27 protein-coding genes are annotated in these 22,790 nt (G+C 67.5%); 14 read left to right on the top strand and 13 right to left on the bottom strand.

The window, feature by feature from the left end; all coding sequences use genetic code 11:
* The first annotated feature begins 27 nt into the window (after positions 1-27).
* Positions 28-1,044 (top strand): tyrosine-type recombinase/integrase, encoded by a 1,017-nt coding sequence (locus NJ4_RS04595; protein ID WP_010831425.1) that lies wholly within the window; start codon positions 28-30, stop codon positions 1,042-1,044.
* A gap of 61 nt (positions 1,045-1,105) precedes the next feature.
* Here NJ4_RS04595 and NJ4_RS04590 read toward each other — a convergent pair whose 3' ends face one another.
* Positions 1,106-2,230: a HupE/UreJ family protein gene (locus NJ4_RS04590; protein ID WP_169799211.1), complete on the bottom strand. Its 1,125-nt coding sequence runs from the start codon at positions 2,228-2,230 to the stop codon at positions 1,106-1,108.
* A 64-nt stretch (positions 2,231-2,294) separates the two neighbouring features.
* Positions 2,295-2,681, bottom strand: coding sequence for an ArsR/SmtB family transcription factor (locus NJ4_RS04585; protein WP_067431176.1), 387 nt, complete (start codon positions 2,679-2,681; stop codon positions 2,295-2,297).
* Between the two features lie 53 nt (positions 2,682-2,734).
* On the opposite strand from NJ4_RS04585, the gene NJ4_RS04580 reads away from it, so the two are divergent.
* On the top strand, positions 2,735-3,775 hold the full coding sequence (locus tag NJ4_RS04580) for a cation diffusion facilitator family transporter (protein WP_067430860.1): 1,041 nt from the start codon (positions 2,735-2,737) through the stop codon (positions 3,773-3,775).
* Between the two features lie 420 nt (positions 3,776-4,195).
* On the opposite strand, the gene NJ4_RS04575 is transcribed toward NJ4_RS04580, so the two are convergent.
* The 8 genes from NJ4_RS04575 to NJ4_RS04540 form a co-directional block, all read right to left on the bottom strand.
* Positions 4,196-4,555: a hypothetical protein gene (locus NJ4_RS04575; protein ID WP_067430857.1), complete on the bottom strand. Its 360-nt coding sequence runs from the start codon at positions 4,553-4,555 to the stop codon at positions 4,196-4,198.
* A gap of 178 nt (positions 4,556-4,733) precedes the next feature.
* Positions 4,734-5,642 carry a metallophosphoesterase family protein gene (locus tag NJ4_RS04570; protein WP_067430854.1) on the bottom strand — a complete coding sequence of 303 codons (909 nt, stop codon included), beginning with the start codon at positions 5,640-5,642 and terminating at the stop codon, positions 4,734-4,736.
* A 96-nt stretch (positions 5,643-5,738) separates the two neighbouring features.
* On the bottom strand, positions 5,739-6,902 hold the full coding sequence (locus NJ4_RS04565; protein WP_067430852.1) for an MFS transporter: 1,164 nt from the start codon (positions 6,900-6,902) through the stop codon (positions 5,739-5,741).
* Positions 6,903-7,087: 185 nt separating this feature from the next.
* Positions 7,088-7,705, bottom strand: a complete 618-nt coding sequence (locus NJ4_RS04560; protein ID WP_067430849.1) for a hypothetical protein — start codon at positions 7,703-7,705, stop codon at positions 7,088-7,090.
* A complete protein-coding gene (locus NJ4_RS04555; RefSeq protein ID WP_067430846.1) occupies positions 7,702-8,688 on the bottom strand; it encodes an ABC transporter permease in 987 nt (328 codons plus the stop codon). Before NJ4_RS04555 ends, NJ4_RS04560 begins: the two co-directional genes overlap by 4 nt.
* On the bottom strand, positions 8,681-9,595 hold the full coding sequence (locus NJ4_RS04550; protein ID WP_067430843.1) for an ABC transporter permease: 915 nt from the start codon (positions 9,593-9,595) through the stop codon (positions 8,681-8,683). The genes NJ4_RS04555 and NJ4_RS04550 overlap by 8 nt, the downstream gene beginning before the upstream one ends.
* Complete coding sequence (locus tag NJ4_RS04545) at positions 9,592-10,326, bottom strand: ABC transporter ATP-binding protein (RefSeq protein WP_010834836.1); 735 nt, start codon at positions 10,324-10,326, stop codon at positions 9,592-9,594. Before NJ4_RS04545 ends, NJ4_RS04550 begins: the two co-directional genes overlap by 4 nt.
* A gap of 154 nt (positions 10,327-10,480) precedes the next feature.
* On the bottom strand, positions 10,481-10,753 hold the full coding sequence (locus tag NJ4_RS04540) for a hypothetical protein (RefSeq protein WP_067430840.1): 273 nt from the start codon (positions 10,751-10,753) through the stop codon (positions 10,481-10,483).
* A 735-nt stretch (positions 10,754-11,488) separates the two neighbouring features.
* On the opposite strand from NJ4_RS04540, the gene NJ4_RS04535 reads away from it, so the two are divergent.
* The 12 genes from NJ4_RS04535 to NJ4_RS04480 all read left to right on the top strand — a co-directional run bounded on the left by NJ4_RS04535 (position 11,489) and on the right by NJ4_RS04480 (position 20,487).
* On the top strand, positions 11,489-12,154 hold the full coding sequence (locus NJ4_RS04535; protein WP_010834838.1) for a response regulator transcription factor: 666 nt from the start codon (positions 11,489-11,491) through the stop codon (positions 12,152-12,154).
* A gap of 28 nt (positions 12,155-12,182) precedes the next feature.
* On the top strand, positions 12,183-13,553 hold the full coding sequence (locus NJ4_RS04530) for a sensor histidine kinase (RefSeq protein WP_010834839.1): 1,371 nt from the start codon (positions 12,183-12,185) through the stop codon (positions 13,551-13,553).
* A 464-nt stretch (positions 13,554-14,017) separates the two neighbouring features.
* A complete protein-coding gene (locus tag NJ4_RS04525; protein WP_010834840.1) occupies positions 14,018-14,599 on the top strand; it encodes a TMEM165/GDT1 family protein in 582 nt (193 codons plus the stop codon).
* Positions 14,600-14,921: 322 nt separating this feature from the next.
* Positions 14,922-15,302, top strand: a complete 381-nt coding sequence (locus tag NJ4_RS04520) for an ArsR/SmtB family transcription factor (RefSeq protein WP_036491572.1) — start codon at positions 14,922-14,924, stop codon at positions 15,300-15,302.
* A complete protein-coding gene (locus NJ4_RS04515; RefSeq protein ID WP_442937089.1) occupies positions 15,299-16,000 on the top strand; it encodes a cation transporter in 702 nt (233 codons plus the stop codon). Before NJ4_RS04520 ends, NJ4_RS04515 begins: the two co-directional genes overlap by 4 nt.
* Complete coding sequence (locus tag NJ4_RS04510) at positions 16,000-16,911, top strand: cation diffusion facilitator family transporter (protein WP_067430838.1); 912 nt, start codon at positions 16,000-16,002, stop codon at positions 16,909-16,911. Before NJ4_RS04515 ends, NJ4_RS04510 begins: the two co-directional genes overlap by 1 nt.
* Positions 16,895-17,386, top strand: coding sequence for a methyltransferase family protein (locus NJ4_RS04505; protein WP_036491574.1), 492 nt, complete (start codon positions 16,895-16,897; stop codon positions 17,384-17,386). Before NJ4_RS04510 ends, NJ4_RS04505 begins: the two co-directional genes overlap by 17 nt.
* Positions 17,383-17,952 carry a hypothetical protein gene (locus NJ4_RS04500; protein ID WP_036491575.1) on the top strand — a complete coding sequence of 190 codons (570 nt, stop codon included), beginning with the start codon at positions 17,383-17,385 and terminating at the stop codon, positions 17,950-17,952. The genes NJ4_RS04505 and NJ4_RS04500 overlap by 4 nt, the downstream gene beginning before the upstream one ends.
* Positions 17,953-18,338: 386 nt before the next feature.
* Positions 18,339-18,569 (top strand): helix-turn-helix transcriptional regulator, encoded by a 231-nt coding sequence (locus tag NJ4_RS04495; RefSeq protein ID WP_067430832.1) that lies wholly within the window; start codon positions 18,339-18,341, stop codon positions 18,567-18,569.
* Positions 18,570-18,575: 6 nt separating this feature from the next.
* On the top strand, positions 18,576-19,772 hold the full coding sequence (locus NJ4_RS04490) for a tyrosine-type recombinase/integrase (RefSeq protein ID WP_067430829.1): 1,197 nt from the start codon (positions 18,576-18,578) through the stop codon (positions 19,770-19,772).
* Complete coding sequence (locus NJ4_RS04485; protein WP_245644449.1) at positions 19,769-20,128, top strand: type II toxin-antitoxin system RelE/ParE family toxin; 360 nt, start codon at positions 19,769-19,771, stop codon at positions 20,126-20,128. Before NJ4_RS04490 ends, NJ4_RS04485 begins: the two co-directional genes overlap by 4 nt.
* Positions 20,129-20,181: 53 nt before the next feature.
* On the top strand, positions 20,182-20,487 hold the full coding sequence (locus NJ4_RS04480; RefSeq protein ID WP_067430826.1) for a helix-turn-helix domain-containing protein: 306 nt from the start codon (positions 20,182-20,184) through the stop codon (positions 20,485-20,487).
* Between the two features lie 12 nt (positions 20,488-20,499).
* On the opposite strand, the gene NJ4_RS04475 is transcribed toward NJ4_RS04480, so the two are convergent.
* The 3 genes from NJ4_RS04475 to NJ4_RS04465 all read right to left on the bottom strand — a co-directional run bounded on the left by NJ4_RS04475 (position 20,500) and on the right by NJ4_RS04465 (position 22,699).
* Entirely contained in the window at positions 20,500-21,786 is a 1,287-nt protein-coding gene (locus NJ4_RS04475) for a hypothetical protein (protein ID WP_067430822.1), read from the bottom strand.
* Positions 21,786-22,106 (bottom strand): hypothetical protein, encoded by a 321-nt coding sequence (locus tag NJ4_RS04470; protein ID WP_067430819.1) that lies wholly within the window; start codon positions 22,104-22,106, stop codon positions 21,786-21,788. The genes NJ4_RS04475 and NJ4_RS04470 overlap by 1 nt, the downstream gene beginning before the upstream one ends.
* Before the next feature lie 119 nt (positions 22,107-22,225).
* Complete coding sequence (locus NJ4_RS04465) at positions 22,226-22,699, bottom strand: hypothetical protein (RefSeq protein ID WP_245644464.1); 474 nt, start codon at positions 22,697-22,699, stop codon at positions 22,226-22,228.
* Positions 22,700-22,790 lie beyond the last annotated feature (91 nt).

The raw sequence follows: 22,790 nt of genomic DNA, 5'->3' as shown, positions 1-22,790 counted from the left end.
CGTTCCCAGGGCCGGTACAACCCGGCCATGACCCACTTCATGAACGCCACCCTGCCCACCAGCACCACCCTTGACCTGATCCGGCCCGAGCCGCCGGCCCTGCCCGCCGGGATCACCGAGCTCGACGCCGCCCGGATCACCCGCGCGATCGCGGCTGCCAAGAGCGAAACCACCCGCGGCGTGTACGCCCAGGTCTGGGGGCACTGGGAACGCTGGTGCGCCCGCCGTGGCACCACCGCCCTGCCCGGCGACGCGCTGGCCCTGGCGGCCTACCTGACCGAACGCGCCGAGGACGGCAGGGCGATCAGCACCCTCGACATGTCCTGCACCGTGATCCGGCACGTCCACCGGATGACCGGCACCGACGACCCGGTCGCCTCCGAGGCAGTCCGGCAAGTCCGCCGTGGCCTGGTCCGCACCTACGGCGCCGCACCACGACGCCTGGCCCGGCCGCTCACCGTCGCCGAGATCCGCCAGATCGTCGCCCCCATCGACCGCAGCACCCCGATCGGAACCCGGGATGCCGCGATCATCCTGCTCGGCTACGCCTCCGCCCTGCGCCGCGGCGAACTCGTCGGACTCACCCTCACCGACATCGAGCACAAGCCCGCCGGCCTCCTGCTGCACATCCGCCAGTCCAAGACCGACCGCGACGGCCACGGCCAACAGGTAGCCGTCGCCCACGGCCAACACGCCCTCACCGACCCCGTCGCTGCCCTCAACGCCTGGCGCGCCGCCCGCGGCGAAACCCCCGGCGCCCTGTTCACCCGGATCTGGGCCAGCACGGTGAGCCTCCAGCCGCTGTCGGGCCATGTGGTCGCCCGCATGCTCCGCTCCCGCGCCGAAGCCGCCGGCCTCGACGGCACCCGGATCACCGCCCACTCCCTACGCGCCGGGCACGCCACCGCCGCAGCGATGGCCGGTGTCCCCCTGAACCGGATCGCCGCACAGACCCGACACAAGGACCTCACCGTCCTCGTGAACCGCTACATCCGCCCGCTCGAAGCACTCGCCACGACCTCAAGCCGCGACCTCGGCCTGTGACTCACATGCAGCCGCCAGTTGCCCATCAGTTCCCGCAGGCCGGTCGTTCCAGGAACACGAGCTAGCCGGCTGGCCGCAACCAGGCGTCTGCGAAGGCCTCGATGCTGTCGAGCTCGAAGGTCCCGCAGGTCAGCTCGTCCTGCTGGTGCAGGACCTTGACGGCCGTGGCGGGATCAAGTCCGTCGCTGGGGATGCGGTCAGCCCCCTTGGACGTCACTGCTCCGGCCACGACGCCTCGGGCGTCGGACGATGCGACGTAGTCGCGCAGTTTGGCAAGGTCCGCGCTGTCGATGTCGGGTGAGTAGAGCACGACGACGTAACCGTCGCCGAGCGAGTGACCGAAGTCGTTGACCGGTATCACTTCGCCCGGGGAGTAGAAGCTCCGCTTCGGGTGCCCGCCGCTCCCGGGGAGGGTCTCGGAGAGGGCCTCGATAGTGCAGCTCGTACCGTCCGCCAGTCGGACCGGTTCAGGGCCCGGCTCGGCCATGAACGCATTGAGCGCCACGAGTGCGCCGGTGACGGATCCGCCAATGAAGAGCGCTGCCGACGCGAGCTGGGTGGCGAGCTGCTCGCGCGATCGAGGCGCGTCCACGCCCATGTCACCGTCCTCGTCGATCACGGCCCCAGTGGGAGGTCCCGAGTCGTTTGCACCCGTCGTGGGTCGGACAAGGAACGAAGCGAGCAGTGAGCCCACCACAAACATGGCGAAGATGGCCGTGGCCTGGCCAACTTCAATGCCGATGTTGAAGGCGATCACCTTCAGCAGACGTCCGTTCTCAGGAAGCCCCAGGTCGGCGAACCGCGTGGCCAGCCCCAGGCCGTGGACCAGGCCGAAGTCGGCGACCACAATGCCGAACCAGCCCCAACGTCGCGGTCGGCCAAGAATGCCGACGCAGCCGACGAAGGCCACCGAACCAGCAATCACGGCATCGACGTAGTCGGCATTGACCTGCCAGCCCAGAAGCGTTGCGGCGATAAGTGTCGTCGAGTGCCCCAACACGAAGATGCTGATCAACTTGACGGACAGTCCGAAGGACTGGGCGACAAGGAGGACCCCGGCGACGAACGCGAGGTGGTCCCAGCCGGTGAGCATGTGGGTGATGCCGAGCTCGATGAAGCCGAACACGGATGCATCGCTCGCGTCGCCGCCGATTCCGTGCGCGTAGGCCGGGGCCGGCGCACTCACCGATACGAAGAGGAGGGCGAGCCCCAACGCGGTTGGGACGCCCCGCGTCTTCACCTTCGGCATGTCAGCGCAGCGTCGCATCGGTCGCAGGACGAGCGGTCTCGTGGCTGTGGGGAACGTCGCTGTCCAAGCCGCGGTCGGTGTGGTCGGCATGGAAGAGCGCCTCGTTCAAAAGCGCACGCACGTGGCTGCTACCTGCCGCGTAGTACATGAAGGTGCCTTCACGTCGTCCGGTCACCAACCCTGCTAGGCGCAGCTTGGCCAGATGCTGGCTCACCGCCGAGGGCGACGATTCGACCAGCTCGGCCAGGCAGTTGACCGAGGTCTCACCCTGGAGCAGCGCCCACAGGATACGGATCCGGGTGGGGTCCGCCAGGAGACGGAACGCGTCGGCGGCGAGGGTGACCTGGCGTTCGTCGGGCATGGCGAAGTCTGGAAGGTCGGCGTGCATGAAGGACATCATAGCGTTTGCGTATATGCGCGGACACGCGGATACTGGGCCGCATGTCAGAGCACGAGCACGAACATGAGCACGGGGGTGCCCCGGTGCATGGACACGACCACGCCGATGGGCTGCTCGGTAAGCTGAAGCAACTCGTCAAGCCGCACAGCCACGACGCCGCTGACTCCGTCGACAGCGAGCTGGAGGGCAGCGCTGAGGGCATCCGAGCGGTGAAGATCAGCCTGGTCGTGCTCGGGCTCACGGCCGTAGCTCAGTTGGTGGTCGTCTTCCTGACGAACTCGACGGCCCTGCTGGCCGACACGATCCACAACTTCTCCGACGCGTTGACCGCCCTGCCACTGTGGGTGGCCTTCGTGCTGAGCCGCCGCGCCGCCACCCGTCGCTACACCTACGGGTTCGGCCGGGCGGAGGACCTGGCCGGGATCTTCATCGTCGTGATGATCGCGCTCTCGGCGGCCGTGGCCGGGTGGGAGTCGGTCGACAAGCTGGTCAACGGTGCCACCGTTACCTACCCGTGGGTCGTGGCAGCCGCGGGTGTCGTCGGCTTCATCGGTAACGAGCTCGTCGCCGTCTATCGCATCAAGGTCGGGCGACGCATCGGTTCCGCTGCCCTTGTCGCCGACGGTCTTCACGCGCGCACGGACGGATTCACCTCCCTGGCAGTGGTCGCGGGCGCCCTGGGCGTCCTCCTCGGCTACCCCCTGGCGGACCCCATCGTGGGCATCTTGATCACCCTCGCCATCCTCGTGGTGCTTCGAGGCGCCGCCCGGGACATCTACCGGCGCCTGATGGACGCGATCGACCCGGCGGTCACCGAAGCCGCTGAGCAGACGCTCCTGGACACCCCCGGGGTCACCGGCCTCGAGCGTGTCCGTCTGCGCTGGATCGGCCACCGGATCGTCGCCGACGCTGGCATCACCGTCGACGCAGGCCTGGGAGTCATCGCCGCCCACGACATCGCCAATGAGGCACATCACCGACTGCTGCACGGGGTTCCCAAGCTTTCGGACGTCACGATCCACGTCAGCCCCGAACCGGCCGACGACAGCGATCACCACGACCTTCTCGACCACCATGCGTAGGGCGACGACGCAGCCACTGCGCGGCCGATGCCTCCTCCAGGCAGCCGCTCGATCAAGAAGGGGTTTGCGCAAGGAGTCCTGACTGGACACTGACGATCGGGTCGAGCCTGTCGCATCGAGACCAGCACCGTCGTTCGGCGTTCCTGTCCGCAACGTGACCGTAGACGAGCCACCCATCGAGTTCGCAGTCGCAAAGGGCCCAGCCCTGTACAAGAGCCCGGTGCAAAGGCCCGGTACAAGGGCCCGGTACTGCCGGACAGACCACACGATCATCTCCAGCGACGATGGCGAACGGCCCCGTCCCAGCGCAGGTGAGATGCCTCGACGAAACAGAAAGGTGGGGCCCGTTGCGTTGAGCAACGAGCCCCACCGATGTGCCGACTGCCGGCGGTTCAGCGACCTGAACGGGGGACAGGTCGCTTACTCGGTCTCCCCGGACTCGTCGGCGTCCTGGTGGCCGGGCTCGTTGGGGTTGGCGTCGGGACCCTGGTTGGGACCGTCGTCGGCCTCCTCAGCGCCTTCAGCGCCCTCGGTGCCCTCAGCCTCGCCGGACTCGTCGGCGTCCTGGTGGCCGGGCTCGTTGGGGTTGGCGTCGGGGCCCTGGTTGGGGCCGTCGTTGGCCTCCTCGGCGCCCTCGACCTCGCCGTCGCCTTCGGATTGCTGCACGATCGGGGCCGGGTCGTTGGTCGAGGCCTGGGCGGTGACTGCACCCCCGATGCCGAGTGCCGCCAAGATCGCGGCGGCGCCGGCGATTGCGGCGTTGCGCTTGAGGTTCCTCATGGTGTCTCCTCGGTGGGTGGTCGCCGGTTGCGACCTCGCGCCTTCAGAGTGCCTAGGGATCGCTGTGAGGACGCTGAGGAATCCTGAGGACCTCCTCATCACCGCCCTCCAACCGGGCCGCTGGGTGGCACGTGTCCGCTCGGAACGGTTCGATGCCTCTTGCATCGCCGGCGGTTGACTAACGGCGGAGGGTGAACATGTCGACGAGCATCCCGTCCTGGTCGATGGCCCGGAGCACGATGCGGTCGCTGTAGACCAGCAAGTCCGCGAAGTGGAGTGTCGATGCGCTCACCGCGGTGAAGTCCTCCTGCCCTGTTGGTCGCAGCTTTGCACCAGCGCCGGACACGACGTAGGTCACGCCGTTGATGGCCATCGAACGCTGGTAGTCGTGATCGTGCCCGGCCAGGACCAGAGGCACGTCGTACTTTTCGAAGAGCGGTGCCCAGAGCCGCTGCACTTCCTCGTCCGATCCGTGGTACCCGGCCGAGTAGGCGGGCTTGTGCATCGCGACGACGGTCCACGTGCCGGGTGGCTGAGGAGTCCCGAGCGTGTCTTCGAGCCATGCGGTCTGGCTGGGGTCATCGGTGCGTTCCGTGTCGAGGACGACCAACCGCAGCTGCCCGATACGCGTGGCATACCAGGTGGTGTCTCGTCCGAGAGCGCCCAGGATCTGCGTCTGTTCACCGCTGGCGTAGTCATGGTTGCCCAGTACCGGCACCAGGGTGGTCCCGCTCTCGAGCAGGGCGGCGAACGGATCGGTGACGGCGTCGTCGACGAGGTCAACTTCGCCGTCCTCGTAGATGAGGTCCCCCAGGAGCAGCAAGGCGTCATAGGGTCCACCGTTTGCCTGCGCTTGCTCGGTCATCTGCTCGGCTGTCGCCTCCTCGGCGCTGTCGCCGGTCCCGGTGTCGCCGGCAACTGCGACCCGTACCAGCGGGGGCCGGGCGAGGGCTGGCACCTTGTCGCCGGTGACTGGCGACGGCAGATCCGCGGACCGGTCGAAGCCGATAAGGAGCACCGCAGCCGCGAGTGCTGCCAGCGTTGCAATGATGGTGACACCGATCAGGGTCCTTCGCCGGGTCAGCACCCCGTCATCGTCGCCGAGTTCCCCTGAGAGAGCGCTGAGAACCCCTGGCTGCCCGGTGGCGGAGGTTGGTCACGGCGGTTTGAGCTGTGTGGGCGGTCAGACCGGCGTGTGCGTGGCGCGTCGGCGCAGCGCGACCGCAAGTAGGGCCGCGGAGAGGACTTGAGCCACGGCCACCAGGGCGACGAGCAGGGGGCGGTGGTCGGTGTAGAGGCCGCCTGCCAGCGTCCCGCCGGCCAGGGCCGCGACGCCTTGGAACGCCGCGAAGACGCCGTAGGCGGTGGCGAGCCGGCGCTGGGGGACCAGGTCGGCCACCAGTGCCTTGACGGTCGAGTCCTGGACGCCGGTCACCGCCCCCCAGATGAGGACGCCCGCGAGGACGAGGGACCAGGTGTCGGCAAGGGCGAGCACCGGGACGGTGACGATGAGCGCCGGGAGCGTGTAGAGGATGGGGGCGCCCCAGCGGTCGTAGGCGAATCCGGTGCCCAGGGCGGCCACCGCCTCGGTCGCCATCGCGGCGGCGTAGAGGAGTGGGACCACGGCCGTCGCGACCAGTCCGGCCTCGACAAGGTGGTAGGAGATGACCCCGAACGTCATCAACCCCAGCGTGCCCAGGGCGCACGAGACGGCGAAGGCGTAGAAGTGCGCCGGCAGCGCCTGCGGCTCGACGACTGAGCTCCCGTGGGTCGACGGGCCACCCGACCCCTCGTCCTCGTGCGGGGCCTCGAGCTCGGGTCGTGCTTCGTCCGAGTGGCGTTTGAGGGTGAGCAGCAGCAGCATGCACACCGCGCCCGGGACTGCCAGGGCCGCGAACGCGGGCCACTGGACACCGGCGAGGGCGATGACGCCGGCGACCAGGAGGGGACCGGCGAACGCCCCGACCTGGTCCAGTGCCTTGTGCACGGCGAAGCCACGGCCACGACCCACCGAGACCGCCACGCGCGCGAGCAGAGCGGACTTCGACGGGCTCCGGATGGCCTTCCCGGCGCGCTCGAGCAGGATCAGCGTCGCTGCCAGGAACAGACCCGCACTGCCCACGAACGGCGCCACCGCCAGCAGAGGCACGCAGATCGCGGTCATCGCGTAGCCGAGGATGGTCAGCGACCAGTACCGGCCGCTGCGGTCCGCGAGCGGACCGGAGAACAACCGAAGGATCAGCGCCATCGCCTCGCCGGCGCCGGTGATGAGCCCGACGACGAGTGCGGTGGCGCCCAGGCTCCCGAGGAAGGGCCCCGCGATCGAGCGCATGCCCTCGTAGACCATGTCACCCGCGAGACTGACGGCTCCGAACGCGACGACCGTCCGCCAGGGCGACCACCTGGGCCGCCTGGGTGACTGGGGGCTTGGCGCGGATGCGTTCATCGACCCGTCTATCCCCGAGTGCGGTCGACGAGTAGCCACGCGGCCAAGCCTAGGCAGACTCGGCGCACGGAGCTGGGTTGCCCTCTTCAGTCGGCTTCTTCTGCGCCGCCGGCGTCCTTGGCGACGGTGAGGGTCTGGGGTGCACTGTCGGAGGCACTGACCTCGACGGTCACATCGAGCGGGTTGGTGTCGGTGTAGTAGAGGCCGTACTGGTTGGTGGGGAAGTGGTCGGCCTCACCCGTGTTGTCGAAGTGGATGACCCTGCTGGCTCCCGGTGCGACGGTGAAAGATGGCGGGAGCTTGGTGTAGTAGGACTCGGTGTCGGACGTCTTGGAGTCGGTGATCGTGTAGTACACCTCGAACCCGGACAGGTCGGCGCTGCCGCTGTTGGTGACCGCGATCTCGAGGTGGTCGTCCGCGGTCGCCCCGGAGGCGTCGACGTTGTTCTCGACCAGGACGCTGTCGATGGTCAGTGCCTGGGTCGTCGAAGTGTTCTTGATCGGGTTGGACTGGACCGGCAGGACCGCCGAGCTGTCGGCGGCACTTCCGCCTGCGGATGGGGTCGTGTCGCCGGCGCTGCTGGTGCTGGAGCCTCCGCATGCGGTGGCGAGTGCCAGGACGGCCACGGCCGCTACGGTTGCCAGGGCCGCTCGGGTCGCTCGGCCGGGGTGCCGGCGGGTGTGGTTCTGGTTCTGCTTCGTCATGAGTTTCCTCCGGTTGGGATGGGTTGTTGGCGGGTGAGGGTGCGGCGCAGGCCGAGGAACAGGACGGCGGTGTAGGCGAACAGCCAGCCGATGTCGTGACGGGTCTCGTTGAGGAGCCAGGGGAGGCCGTAGGGCCGGTAGCGTTCCTTGACGTCACTCATCGCGAACGCGAATCGCTCGAAGTGCTTGGCGAGCGAGGCTTCCTCGATGCCGGTCCGCACCTGCTCGTATCCGGTGAAGTGGGTGAGGACGGCGACTTCGCCGTCGTGGTTGAGCCCCAAGGCCTGGAACAGGCCCCCGGGGAGCTGGTTGTCCGCGTCGAGGGTGTCGCCGATTTGGGGGAGGACGAGGACGACCAGGAGCCAGATACCCAGTGCGATGACCAGGCCGTTGGCGGGCATCTTGGCCTTGGCGGTGGCGATGGCGCCCAGGCAGTAGAACGCGCTGAGGTAGAGCAGCGCCGCGACGCAGGCCAGCGTGAGCCGCAGGACTTGTGCGGGGTTGATCCAGTCGTTCCCGATGGTGCCGAGCGCGACGATGCCGACGACCGCGGTTGCTGCGATGAGGGTGGTGAAGATCGCTAGAGCGCCGAGGAAGGTTCCGGCGGCCAGCTCCGTGCCGGTCAACGGGCGGGACCGCAGCAGGGGGAGGGTGCGGCTGACCCGCTCGCGCGACACCGAGAGGTACCCGAGGGTGATCGCGATGATTGCCCCGATGATCTCCAGGTACTCGAACGCGCCGCGGAGCAGGGAGAGGACCGCGAGCGGCGAGGGGGCGATCCGGGTCAACCCCTGCGCTTGTGCGGCCGCACGGTAGGCGTCGTACTCCGCGAGCTGTGCGGCGTAGTCGGTGGCCCCGATGAACACGGAGAAGCCGGTGGCCACGACCAGGATGGCGAGCAGGATGATCAGTGCACGGCTTCGGACGGCGGCTCGATACTCGTGCCGGGCGACCTGCAGGATGCGGTTCGTGGACTCACTCATCGGAGGCGCTCCTGGCGTAGTCGTGGCGCTGGATCCGCCAGAGCACCAGCACGAGGAGCCCAAACCCAGCGATGAGAGTGGGCACGATGGTGAGCACCGTCTCGGTGGTGGGGCTGGTGGGTGAGGTGCCGAGGATGTTTCCGGCGGCGGTCTTGTACTGCTCGACGATGGACAGTGGTTGGGCGTGCTGGGTGACTCGGAAGAACGCCTGGGAGGTGCCGGCGGGTTCGGTCAGCGGGTTGAGTGACTGTGTGGGTCGTAGCCCTGAGGTGAACTGGGGGACGACGAAGGTGATGACCAGCCACACGCCGATCGCGGAGAGCAGGGCCAGGGAGCGTCTGCGGGTGAGCAGGGCCGTCAGTATGCCGACCAGGACGAAGACCGCCAGGTAGGCCCACGAGAGGACGTAGAACCCGGTGAGCCTGCCCAGGTCCGAGGAACCGAGGGTCCGGTTCACGGCGAGCAGCGCCACGATGCTGACCACGCCGCACCCCACCAGGGTCAGGGCCAGGAACCTGGTCGCAGCCAGAACCTTGCCCAGGGCGTACTGGGTGCGGGTGACCTGCCGGGTGAACAGGAGCCGACCCATCCCTTTGCTCTGGTCATCGACCATGCTCAGGTGCCCCACGACCAGTGCCAGGAGCGCCCCGATGAGCGGGATGTAGACCACCATGTTGGACAGCAGCGACAGGTTCGGCTTGAGCAGGAATGGGTTCGGTGGCGCCGGCTGTCCCGCGGCTGCCTGCAACCGGACCGCCTGGTCGAAGACCCGCACGATCGTGTGGTGGCTGGACCAGCCCAGGACCCCGGCTATGGCCGTGACGGCCAGCATCGTGATCAGCCCGACCAGGGCGACGTGTTGGCGTCGCAGCAGCAGGCTCTGCTGCGAGGCGATGGTGCCGATCATGAGGCAAGGTCCCCGACTCGGACGTAGATGTCCTCCAGCGAGGCCTCGTCGGGGAACCGTCGCATCGTTGCCTCGATGCTGTCGTTGTAGATGAGCTCGCCATGGTTGAGCACCCCGATCGTGGTGCACACCTTGGAGACCTCGTTGAGCTGGTGGGTGTTCATGAACACGGTCATGCCGAGGTCGCGGTTGAGTTGGAGCACGGTCTCGCGCAGCTGTCGCACCCCCATCGGGTCCAGGCCCGAGGTGGGCTCGTCGAGGAACAGGACGTGCGGTCGGTGCACGATGGCCTGGGCGATCCCGATCCGTTGCCGCATGCCTGTGGAGAACGTGCCCACCCGGCGCTTGGCAAGATCGGCACACCCCAGGTATTCGAGGGTTTCCCGTGCAGCGGCCCGGGCGTCGGGGACGCCGGAGAGCTTGGCGAGGAACTCCAGGTTCTCAGCGGCGCTCATGTGCCCGTACATGCGGACATCGGCCGGCAGGTAGCCGATGAGGCGGGTCACCTCGCGCCGGTCGGTGACCACGTCGTACCCGCAGATCGTTGCGGTCCCGCCCGTGGGCTCCAGCAGGGTGGTCAAGATGTTCATCGCGGTGGTCTTGCCGGCGCCGTTGTGCCCCAAGAAGCCGAAGATCTCGCCCTCCCCGATGCTCAGATCCACATCGCGCAACACCAGATCGGTGTCGTAACGGTGCTGGAGGCCCTGCAGCTCGATCACAGGTTCGCTCATGACGTTCTTCCTTACGTGCGAGTGGATGGGTGATGGTGCGTGTCTCGGAGCAAGCCGTCCGGGCGGAGAGGTGGGACCCGCTGCCAGGTGGCAACGGGCCCCACCGATGTACCGACGAACTGGCGACGCAGCGACCTAACGGGGGATCGGTCGGCTACTTGGTCTCGCCGGACTCGTCGGCGTCCTGGTGGCCGGGCTCGTTGGGGTTGGCGTCCGGGCCCTGGTTGGGACCGTCCTCGGCCTCCTGCGACTCCGTCTCGGTGCCCTCAGTGGCGTCGTTGACCTCGCCGTCACCGTCCGACGTCTGCACGGTCGAGGGGGCAGGGTTGGTGTCGGCCTGGGCCGCTGTGACGGCGCCGCCGAGGCCGAGAGCGGCCAGGACAGCGGCGGTCCCGACGACCGCGGCGGTTCGGTTGAGCTTCTTCATGGGACTTCCTTCCGTAGCGGTCGCGGTTGCGACCTGTAACCCAGAGTGCGCAAGGGCGACTGTGAGGGTGTTGAGGAATCCTGAGGGTGTTCTCAGCGCCGGGGCGAGAGATCGATGGTGATCGGGGACAGCTCGTGGGAGTCGACGTCCCTTCGGAGTGGTGGATCGCGCGGAGCATCGGACAACCGCCCTCACCCAGCGGTGCCTGGGCCTGTGCGCCTGTGCCGTCACTGCGGACCGGTGTGCGCATCGCAACGGGCCGGCGGCATCATCGGCGAGGCGATCGTTTCCCGCTCCAGGTGCGCACGGCTGTCGACCTCCTCGGGGTCAGCAGCAGAAATGGAGCGTTGCCGATCTGGTCGACCGACCAGATGCGCTCGCGTCGGCCTCGTGGAGAGGCGGACTGTACGTGGCTCATGTCCTCGCAGCCGCCCAGCCTCGAATCCAGGGAAGCGCCCAGACGTGTCCAGCGGTTGAAAACATCGCTGATCTTCGCGGCGACCTGATCCGCGTCACCCTGGGAGGGATAACGGCGCCAACCAGGACGGTCCCGTCGTAGCCACACTGCCAGACATGGGCGACCGAGGCGCCCCGGTTGCGTCGACGTCGCTGCTGGATCCCAGTGCCGGTAGCGACGCGGACGGCGTACCCGTCGCCGCTTCTCAGCATGTCCACAGTCGCGACCCGCCAAGATAGGTGCTGACAGGGAACGGAGGTCGGCCGGTGCGGGTACTTATGGTCGAGGACGAGGTTCGTCTCGCCGAGACGGTGCGCCGCGGACTGATCGCTGAAGGCTTCGTCGTCGACATCGTGCACGATGGCGCCGAGGGACTCGCCGAAGCGCAGGCGAGGGACTACGACGTGATCATTCTCGATATCATGCTGCCCTCGTTGAACGGCTACGACGTGTGCCGGGGACTGCGCGAGTCTGGTGTATGGACCCCGGTGCTGATGTTGACGGCCAAGGACGGGGAGTACGACCAGGTCGACGCCTTTGATCTCGGGGCGGACGACTACCTGACCAAACCGTTCTCCTTCGTTGTGCTGGTCGCCCGGCTCAGGGCACTGGTACGACGTGGTGCGCCGGAGCGTCCCACGGTCTTGAGGGTGGCGGACCTGACGCTCGACCCGGCGACGCGGGTGGTTCGGCGCGGCGAAACCGACCTCGACCTGACCCCACGGGAGTTCGGAGTGCTGCACTTCCTGATGCGCCACCCCGGCGAAGTGGTCTCGAAGCTGGAGATACTGCAGGGGGTGTGGGACGTGAACTACGAAGGCGACGAGAACGTCGTTGAGGTCTACGTGGGATACCTGCGCCGCAAGATCGACCAGCCCTTCGACCGCCAGTCGATCCAGACGGTCCGGGGCGTCGGCTACCGTCTGTCCGGCGCGGGGAGCTGAGCGGCCGATGCGAACGAGATTCCGTGGTGTGCGGTGGCGGACCACGGTGGCGGCCACCCTGGCCGTCGCGCTGTTCCTCGCCGTTGCCGCGCTGGCCTTCGCGTTCGCGCAGCGCCAGCAGCTCGAAGGGTCCATCACCGAGGCCGCACGTGGTCAGGCCGCGGATATCGGTGCGCAGGTCGCGGAGGGCGGCGCCGGCGCTGGGCTCACCACCGGTGCAGGGGATCAGTCCCTGGTGCAGATCGTCGACGCCGCTGGCAACGTGCTCGCCGCCAGCCCGTCGGTGGAGGGAGAACCACCGGTGGTGGACGCCCGACCCGAACCGGGAACCACCACCACGGTCCGTTCCCGCGCCCTGCCGATCGGGGAGGGCGAGGAGTTCGTCGTGGTCGCCCAGGGAGTCTCAGGTCCTGACGGGCCCGTGGTGGTCCTGGTCGCGCAAAGCCTCGAGCTGGTGGGACAGTCCACCGCGGTGGTGGTCAACCTGCTGCTGATCGGCTACCCCGTGGTCCTGCTGGGGGTCGCGCTTACCTCGTACTGGCTCGCGGGCAGAGCGCTCGCGCCGGTCGAGGCCATCCGTAGCCGGGTCGCGCAGGTCCAGGGAACCTCGGAGCTGGATGCGCGGGTGCCGGTGCCTGAGGGCGACGACGAGATCGCCCGGCTTGCCGTCACGATGAACGCAATGCTCGCCCGGCTCAAGACCGGCAGCGACCGCCAACGCCGATTCGTCGGAGACGCCTCGCATGAGCTGCGCAGCCCACTGGCCACCATCCGGGCCGCCCACGAGATCGCGGCGCTGCATCCCGAGAGCCGTGACTGGACCGCGACCAGCAGCGACGTGCTTGCCGAGCTCGACCGCCTCGACCGCCTGGTCGCGGACCTTCTCCTGCTGGCCCGCGCTGACGAGCACGGACTGAAGCTTCGATCTGTTGATGTCGACCTCGACGACCTGCTCACCCACGAGGCTGACCGACTCCGCAAGCTCGGACCCCTCAGCGTGACAGTCGCGGCGCCGCCTGTGCGCATCCACGGCGACCCCGTCCAACTGGCCCGGCTCCTGCGTAACCTGGCCGACAACGCCGCACGGCACGGCGAGACTCACGTCGATCTCAGCCTTCAGATCCGCGGCAGCAGTATCGAGGTCGCGGTCGAAGACGACGGACCGGGCATCCCAGAGGCCGACCGCGAACGGGTCTTCGAGCGCTTCGTGCGGCTGGACGAGAGCCGCGCGCGCGTGAGTGGCGGCACCGGCTTGGGGCTGGCGATCGCCCGCGAGATCAGCGTCGCGCATGGCGGCAGCCTCCGCGCCGAGGCCGGAGCGCAAGGTGCTCGCTTCGTCCTAACCCTCCCCTACGAGGAGCACGAGACCGGCGCTGTCGGCAGTCACGCCATCCAGTGATGCAGGGCCCGGTCAAATGGATAGAGGACCGTGTACGAACTCAGGATTGGTGGCACGGCTCCAGGCTCGTAGCAAAGCTCAGTTCCATCACCCGCCAAGCATTGCGTAGATCTCAGCGCCGTACGCGCAGGGTGGGTCACTGGTTATGCAAAGCAAAGCAAGCACGTGGAACCGGCTGGGCCACACCACTCGCTCGCGGATGCGGCACCGGGAGGGGGCGCTCCGGCTACACCCCCCCGGATTCGTCCGGCAGCCTCGATGTCGGTAATGTTCCGGTCTGAAAGGGAGTAGTCCCCAACACCCGTGTCGACATGCTGGCCCTCGGGCCCGGCGCGAGAGGCCACCTCGGTGGCGGACGAGACTTTCGACCAGTTGCAGACCCATTCAATGGACGCGCCTGGTCGAAGGGTCGTCCAGAGTCTGTGACACGCCCTCCGGCCAAGCCCGGAGAGGACTCCCAACCCATGTACGCGTTCCTGCTGAGCACCGCCGTGATCTTCGTGGCCGAACTCGGCGACAAGAGCCAACTGATGGCGATGACCTTCGCCGCCCGATACCGGGTACGTGACGTGCTCATTGGCATCACCGCCGCTACAGCCATCGTTCACCTAGCCTCAGTGGGCATCGGGTACTGGGTCGGCGACGCCTTCGCCGACCAACAGCACTGGATCTCGATAGTGGCTGGCGTCGCGTTCCTTGGCTTCGCCGCGTGGACCCTCCGCGGAGACGAGCTCACCGAGGACGAGGCAGCCAAGGCACGCTCCAGCCAGGGGGCGGCGATCCTTGCCGTCGGTGTCGCTTTCTTCCTCGCCGAACTCGGGGACAAGACGATGTTGGCCACCATCACGCTGGCGACCCAGGAGGGCTGGCTCGGGACCTGGATCGGCAGCACCGTGGGGATGGTCGCCGCCGACGCCCTCGCCATCGTCGTCGGAGCCCTGCTCGGCAAGAACCTCCCCGAACATGTCATCAAATGGGGTGCCGCCGCGCTGTTCGCCCTGTTCGGCCTGTTGCTTATCGCTGACGGTGTACGCATCCTCGTTTAGCTGGGATCCGACGGCCGCCGCGCTCGCCGGTGTCCCGTCATGGTCTCGGTGGGACGACCCCCTGGTCATCGGCGCCGGTGGCGGGCAGCGAGATCCACGGGTCGTGGTCACAGCGCGACCATGCCCAGCATCACCCCGCAACTGGGAGCCGGACCCTGCCTACCGTCGGTCATGTCCCGATTCACGACACGCCATCGGCGAACGTCCGGACAGCCAATCGTCGGGACCACCAGTGCCTCGAGGCGATGCCCCGGATGGCGTCGAGAGGTCCCCTCGGAGCATGACTTGGCGAATCTGTCGCAACTGGCGCTATTATCGCTGCATGGCGATCAAAGTGGTTGGTAGCGACTCCCTCGCTGCGGGCATCGACGAAGCCGCTGCAGGGCGGGCGGCAGCGTGCCTCTTCCGTGGCATGGGCGACGCGTCGCGGGTTGCGATCCTGCGGCACCTATTGCTGGGGGAGCACAAGGTCGCCGACCTGACCGCCCACCTGGGACTGGCTCAGTCGACGGTGTCCAAGCACCTCGCGTGCCTGCGCGACTGCGGACTGGTCGAGTCGCGGCCGGTGGGACGCTCGTCGGTGTTCTCCCTGACCCACCCGGACGCCGTTCTCAAGGTGTTCGCGGCCGCCGAGGAACTGCTTGCTGCCACCGGCGACGCGGTCACGCTCTGCCCGGTCTATGGCGAGGGAGCCGCGCAGTGAGCCCCAATCTCGAGATGCCGACCTTCACCGCCGACCCCGGCCGGCGCATGCAGCTCGGCCGCCGGGCTCAGTTGCTCGCGGCCGCCTCGGTCACCTGGAACGTCGTCGAGGCCGTCATCGCGATCACCGCGGGCCTGGTCGCCGGGTCGATCGCACTGATCGGCTTCGGGCTGGACTCGGTCGTCGAGGTCAGCAGCGGCCTGATCATCCTGTGGCAGTTCCGCCACGCCCTGCCCGAGTCGCGCGAGCGGACCGCGCTGCGGCTGATGGCGGTCTCCTTCTTCGCCCTGGCGGCCTACGTCAGCTTCGAGTCGGTGCGGGCACTGGTGACCGGCGCAGAACCCGACGCCTCGCCCGTCGGCATCGCGCTGGCGTCCCTCTCGCTCGTGGTGATGCCGTTCCTGTCCTGGGCCCAGCGGCGCACCGGACGCGAGCTCGGTTCCAACGCGGTGGTCGCCGACTCCACCCAGACGCTGCTGTGCACCTACCTGTCCGCGGTCCTGCTCGTCGGCCTGGTCCTCAACGCCACGCTCGGCTGGTCCTGGGCCGATCCCATCGCCGGGCTCGTGATCGCCGCGGTCGCGGTGAAGGAGGGCCGCGAGGCGTGGCGCGGCGAGAGCTGCTGCGCCGTACCTCCGGGCGAAGCCGCCGAGGCGGCTGTCTGCAACGACGGCTGCTGCCACGACGAGAAGCGCTGATGGGCGCGGGACACTCGCACGGGTCGCCAGCCGGTCACGCCGGTGGTCGCTACCGGACTCGCCTGGCCGGCGCGTTCGTCCTGGTCGCGGCCTTCTTCGTCATCGAACTCGTCGCCGGTGTCATCTCCGGCTCGCTGGCGCTGATCTCCGATGCCGGTCACATGGCCGCTGACGTCGTTGCGCTCGGCGCCGCGCTGGTGGCCACCAAGATCGCGACCCGGCCCGACTCGACCGGTCGCCGCACCTACGGCTCCTATCGAGCTGAGGTGTTCGCCTCCGGCCTGACCGTGCTGATCATGCTCGGTGTCTCCGTCTATGTCGTGGTGGAGGCGGTCGGTCGCATCAGCGCAGCGCCGGAAGTCACCTCGAGCGCCATGCTCGTCGTCGGCGTCATCGGTCTGGCCATCAATCTCCTCACCATGCTCCTGTTGCGCGCAGGATCGAAGGAGTCGCTCAACGTCAAGGGCGCCTACTTCGAGGTGGTCTCCGATGCGGCGGGCAGCGTCGGAGTCATCATCGCCGGGCTCCTGGTCGCCGCAACCGGCAACGGAGTCTGGGACGCCATCGTCGCGCTCGGCATCGGCATCTTCGTCGCCGTCCGCGCCATCATCCTCGGCCGCCAGATCCTGGCGGTTCTTGGCCAACACATCCCGGAAGGTATGCAATTGGACGAAGTCGTGGCGGACCTTGAGGCCGTAGCCGGGGTAGCCGACATCCACGACCTCCACATCTGGACGCTGACGTCGGGGATGAACGTCGCCACCGCTCACCTCGTGGTTGACGAGGGTGTCAACCCGCAGACCGTCCTGGTCGCGGCACAGCACGCCCTGGCCGAGCGGCACCACATCGAGCACGCCACCCTTCAGGTCGAAGCCGTCAAGGGGGTGCAGTGCCATGAGCTCGGCTGGTGAGCTGCGACGGGTTCCGCCGCTCGGATGGATGGCCGTCGGCCTGGTGGTTCAGAGGCTACTTCCCGATCGCCATCGGCCCAGCCGGACGTCATTGGGGCTGGCAGTGGCCGTCCTCTCGGCCAGCCTGGGGCTGCTGGGCTGGGCCGTGACCGCCTTTAGGCGCCGGCAGACGACCGTCGATCCACTCTCACCGGAGCGCGCCAGCCAGCTCGTCAGCGACGGGCCGTTCCGGGCCACCCGGAACCCGATGTACGTGGCCATGGCGGGCGTCCTCGTGGCCAGTGCACTCGCCCGGCGCTCGACCCTCGGCTTTCTCCCCGCAGCCGGGTTCGCCCTCCGCATGACCAAGGCTCAGATCGAAGCAGAGGAGCGCGCGATGGCCGACAACTTCGGCGCGGAATGGGACCGTTACGTTGCCACCACGCCCCGGTGGCTGAGCCTCCGATCGTTCCCCAGCAGGAAGCCGACTGCATGAGAAGCCGCACCTACGTTGCCCTCACACTGACCGCGATCATCGGGCTGAGTGGCTGCGCCAACGACACCGACCGCACCGACCCGGGAAAGGACCTCACGATCGCGACTCCGACGTCCGACGTCACTCCCTCCCCGGACGACGCCGCGATGCCGCCATGGCCGCCCCCGAGCGACGTGGCCGCGCGCGTGGCAGCCGCCGGACTCGACCTGGGTCCCATGGGCACCGCCGAGCACTACCACCCCCAGCTCCGCATCGTCATCGACGGCGGCGAAGTCCCGGTTCCGCCCAACGTCGGTGTTGACCCGAGCACAGGTGCCATGTCTGCACTGCACACTCATGAAGGCGACGGAACCATCCACATCGAGGCCGACTCCGTGGGCGAGGTGTTCACGCTCGGCCAGTTCTTCACCCAGTGGGGCGTCACGCTGACCCCGGAGCAGATCGGCGGCGTCCGGGCGAAGGCGGGGCGACATGTCGTCGTCACCAGCAACGGCACCAAGGTCACCGGAGACCCGGCTGACCTCCGCCTGGAGCCCGACCAGCAGATCGTGCTCACCCTGCGATGACGGACGCCGGGAATCGACCCGTCATCGAATAGTCATCGGAAACGATGGGCAAGCGTTCCGAGACGTTCCGATACTGTTGGAGGCGTCCGATGGGGAACCTCCTCAACAACACGAGGTTTTCCAGAGGGACCCGAGAAATGCTGTAGTCCGGGACAGGCCTCCGATCACGTCCAGAGGTCGCAGGTTCAAATCCTGCCCCCGCTACAAAGTTCAGGCCGGGATTCAGTGCGAATCCCGGCCTGAAAGCATTTGAGAATTGATCAACCCTCCAGAAACCCTCCGTTTTGCGACGCTTCTAGGCGTGCCGGTTGGTAGCCCGTCCGGGTGGCACCCATCACCTCCGGTTGCCACCGATCGGTCCGGGCCACTCTGCGCACCTGATGTGCATGAAGACCGACGTGAATCCGCTGAGTGGACTCGATCCGCTCCTGAGCATCGACGAGCTGGCCGAGTACCTCGGCGTCTCGATCAAGACGATCTACGAGTGGCGCCAGAACGGGCGTGGGCCCGTCGGGATCCGCATGGGTCGCCATCTGAAGTTCGCGGTGTCGGACGTGCGTGCTTGGTTGGACAACCGGCGAGAGTCCCAGCCCGGACGACCGGTGGAGCGGGGGTGAGAGCCCATGGCTAGGCCCCGAACTCCCATCGGTACGTACGGCGATATTGAGTTCACCACCCTGCCGAACGGCACCATCCGCGCTCGCACGCGATTTCGTGACCATGACGGTCAAGTCCGCCGGGTCGAGGCGAGCGATACGACACGCAAGCTCGCCGAGCACCGGCTCAAGGAGAAGCTGACGCAACGCTCAGGATCCAGTCGTGGACTTGGCGAACTGACGCCCGACAGCTCCTTTGCTCGCCTGATCGAGGTCTGGCTCGGAGACCTGGACCTGGAAGGAAAGATCGCCCCCAGCACGAGAGCGCTCTACGAGCGCAACATGCGCCAGCTGGTGCTGCCCGCGTTTGAGCACTTCGCACTCCGTGAGATCACGGTCAGCCGTGTCGACCAGTTCATCAAGACTCTGGCAACGACCAACAGCTACAGCACCGCAAAGCAGGCAAGGACCGTGCTGAGTCTCGCGCTCGGCTTGGCCGTGCGTTACGAAGCGATGGTGAAAAACCCAGTGAGAGACACGGTCCGCCTCCGTAAGCCGCCGTCGCAGGCGATGGCATTGACGGTGGCCCAGGTGGAAGCCATCCGTGGCGCGGTGCGGGGATGGCGGCGGGGCTCGGGCGTCCCCGGTCCGCCCCCAGATGGACAGTTGGAGCGGATCATTGAGGTGATGCTCGGAACCTCGGCCCGGATCGGTGAGGTCCTCGCCATCCGTAAATGCGATGTTGACGTGACGGGCTCACCAGCCACAGTGCGAATATGCGGGACGATCGTGTCTCCCAAAGGCCGGGCAACGCATCGACAGCCTCACCCCAAGACGATGAAGTCGATGCGCACGGTTTCCGTGCCCAGTTTCACTGCCGAGGTTCTCCGAGAGCGCCTGGTCAAGATCGCTTCGGAGGACCCTGAACATCTGATCTTCTTCACACGCAATGGCACGCCGCTTACGACGAACAACGTGCGACGCAGGTTGAGAGCGGTCATGTCGGGAGCGGGCATCGAGGGCGTCACGCCACACTCGTTCCGTCGGACGGTCGCCACCATGCTCGACCGCGCGGGCGGGGCGGATCTCGCGGCCGAGATGCTCGGTCACACGTCGTCTGAGATCACCAAGGCGCACTACATCGAGCCTGACGAGAAGGTGAACCCGGTAACTGCCGAGATCCTTGAGGCATTGGCTCCACGGGTGAGGGAGGCGGACCAGTGAATGACGACCGCCATACCCTTTCCCATGTAGAAGGAAAAGGGTATCCTTGGGTTGTTGGCCTGGGGCTGATCGAGGACTGGCTCAAGTCGGCAGACGACGACACCTACGACCAGATCATCGCGGCGATCCGGATCCTTGCCACCGTTGGCCCGGGACTAGGAAGACCGCTGGTGGACACCATCGTGGGATCGCGACACAACAACATGAAGGAACTACGGCCAGGTTCGTCAGGACGGAGCGAGGTGCGGATCTTGTTCGCCTTCGACCCGAAGCGGCACGCGATCATGCTCCTGGCTGGAGACAAACAAGGGCGCTGGGACAAGTGGTACCGCGAGAACATCCCAGTCGCGGGATGACCGGTACGACGCGCACCTGGCGCGAGTGAAGAAGCAGAAGGGCGGGAACTGAGATGGGCAAGACGTTGGAGGACCTGCTCGCAGAGCGGCCGGGCAACCCAGAGGTGCAGGAAGCCCACATGAAGCGGATGCTCGCCGAGGTCCGCGCCTACAAGCTCCGTGAGCTACGCGAGATGATGGCCCTCACTCAGACTGACGTCGCTGAGACGCTCTCGGTCAGCCAGAAACGAGTCTCGGAGATCGAGCGTGGCCAGGTCGACTTCACCAAGGTCGACACCCTGCGCCGCTACGCCGACGCACTCGGCGGCAGCCTCAAGGTGGAGGTCACCGTGGGGGATGAGACCTACCAGATCGCCTGACCCTCGCCGCGCTCAGAGCGACAACTCTGAGCGCGGTTGCGGCCCCTGGCGTTGGCCCGTCTCGACGCTCTTGGTGAAGGACGCGCGTGAGCGTGCTGAACCAACCGGAACGCGCGGCTCATCAGGTTTGGGCGTCAGACGGGTCTTGGCCGTGGCCAACACCGGGGCACCTGGAGGTACGTCGAGAGGAATGTGGCGGGATCGCTGTTGCCTAACCGCGCCACCGGCTGACAGGTCAACGCGAGGGATGCCGACGCGCATCAGGTAGCTGCGGTCGTCGGCGCCTGCCGCGATGGTCTCGGCGACGCGACGGTCGATGTGAGTGAACAACGCGTCGAGGTGCCGCAGTGCCCGCGCTTCGACGGGGGTGTTGGGATCGATGCCACGAATCCGCGATGCGGCGAGGGCACCTTGCGCGGCGGCCACTCCGTGGCCAACGAGGCCGCGGAGGTTGCGGGTCTGGTCGACCAGCAGCGAGTAGGTCTCGGCCCGTTCGGCCCACATCGCGGCGACGTCGCGATGGCCGCTCCCGGCCGGGGCGAGGTTGGCGGCGTGGTGGGAGACGATGCGTTGGGAGTCCAGGATCAGTCGCAGGCTGTACGCGTCGGGTGGGTAGCTGAGCCGTACGAGGAGGTTGTTCTCTGCTTGGAGTACCCCGCCCAGGCCGGGAAGAGTGGGCCCGTCAGCCAGCCGCACGGGTGGACGCCAGCCGCTGCGGTCGACGGCGTAGTCAGGTTCGCTGTATCCCGCGTGGGCGGCGCAGACGACGGCTGCTCGGCCGAGCAGGTCCGCTTCGTCGATCGGTTCCCAGTCGGGAACGGCATCGGTGTAGCGGCGGTCGAGCCCGGTGAGGGCACGGGTGATCTCGGAGGCGTCCTTGAGGACGGTCATGGCTTGGGCGTCGGTCAGGTGGCCGTAGCTCAGTCCGGCAGCGAAGTCGTGTTCTCCCAGGGCGGCGCCTTTGGCTGCTTGTCGCCAGAGGTCGACGAGGTAGTTCGGATACGGTGTGGCCAGTTGGTCCACGGTCGGGAGCGGAGCGGCATAGGCGGAGCGTGCCGCGGCGAGCCTGTACCGCAGTTCCTCTGCCGGCCCGCGAGTGCGCGGTGTCGTCCCGCCGAGTTCGGCGTTGGGGTTCGATGCTCGTACGGCCTGCTGGCACCACACGGTGATGCTGTGCCGGAAGGATCCGACCAGCTCGACAGCATCTGCAGGCAGGTCGTCGACGTCAGAACCGTTGCGGGTGATTTGCATGAGTGTGCCGAGTGCTTCCCGCAGTTGGGCGGTGTTGTCGCCGTACATCAGAACTCACTGATGTCCGCGCACGGGTCGTCGCGGTCCCGTGCCACGTCGAGCATGTCGAGCAGCAGCTCGACTTGGAGTTTGTCGACGCCATGGTCGGCGAGTTCCTTGACCGCGCTGACGGCGATCGCGTGCAAGATCGCGCGGTCGTCGGTGAAGCCGGCCGCATCGAGCGCGGGGATGTCGTCGCCGTGGATGAGGTCGAGGTAAAGCAATGCGTGCTCGTATTCGACCGCGCCGTCGAACGTTGCCGCCTCGTCGGCCAGGGCTGCGATGTAGGAGCGGGCTTCGGCCAGGGTGACCGCGTGGGCAAGGAGCATGATGATCTTCCCTTCAATCGAGTGAAGTGCTTTGGCAGTCACCGTCCGCCACCTGGGCCCGCAGCTGTCGGGTGAACCGGGGTGCCTGTGGACGAGTCGGCCTTCGTCCACAGGCACGGTCAGGACGCGCGTTGCGCGACTTGGTCCTCAACTTGGCGGCGTGCGGTGACGTCTTCCATGACGAACTGGACGAAGTCGGCGTCCCGGTCACACACCTCTGCTTCGTGACCGGCCTCAAGTGAGGGTTCGCCAGGCCACGTCGTCTGTCGGGTGGGGCGGTCCCGGTCGAGGCGGGTGCCGCAGGCTGAGACCCAGTCGCGGAGCCGAATGCGGGCATCGGCGAAGTCTCGGTGCCAGCCCAACGGCGACGACGGGGAGGCGTCGGGTCCGTAGGAATTCAGCCAATGCAGGTGAAGTGCGGAGAGTTCCCAGACGAGTTCGTCGTGACGGTGCCACATCGGAGGAACCACGGTCGGTGCCAGCCCGTAGGTGCCTCGAAGCCAGTTCACCCAAGCGTTGAGATCGAGCCACTCGGCTTCGGCCTCGTCGGCACCGAGGGTGTTCCAGTTGATCGGCCCTAACGGTTCCGCCAACGAAGACGACTCGAAAGACTCCGACCACCCGGACTCATCAGATGAGGCCGCAGGTGGGTCGAGCGTGTCGAGGTTCTCCCACGTGTCGAAC

Origin of the sequence: Nocardioides jensenii JCM 1364 = NBRC 14755 (assembly GCF_001552535.1) — a bacterium.
GTDB classification, from domain to species: Bacteria; Actinomycetota; Actinomycetes; order Propionibacteriales; family Nocardioidaceae; genus Nocardioides; species Nocardioides jensenii.
This window is presented reverse-complemented; position numbering and strand designations above follow the sequence as displayed.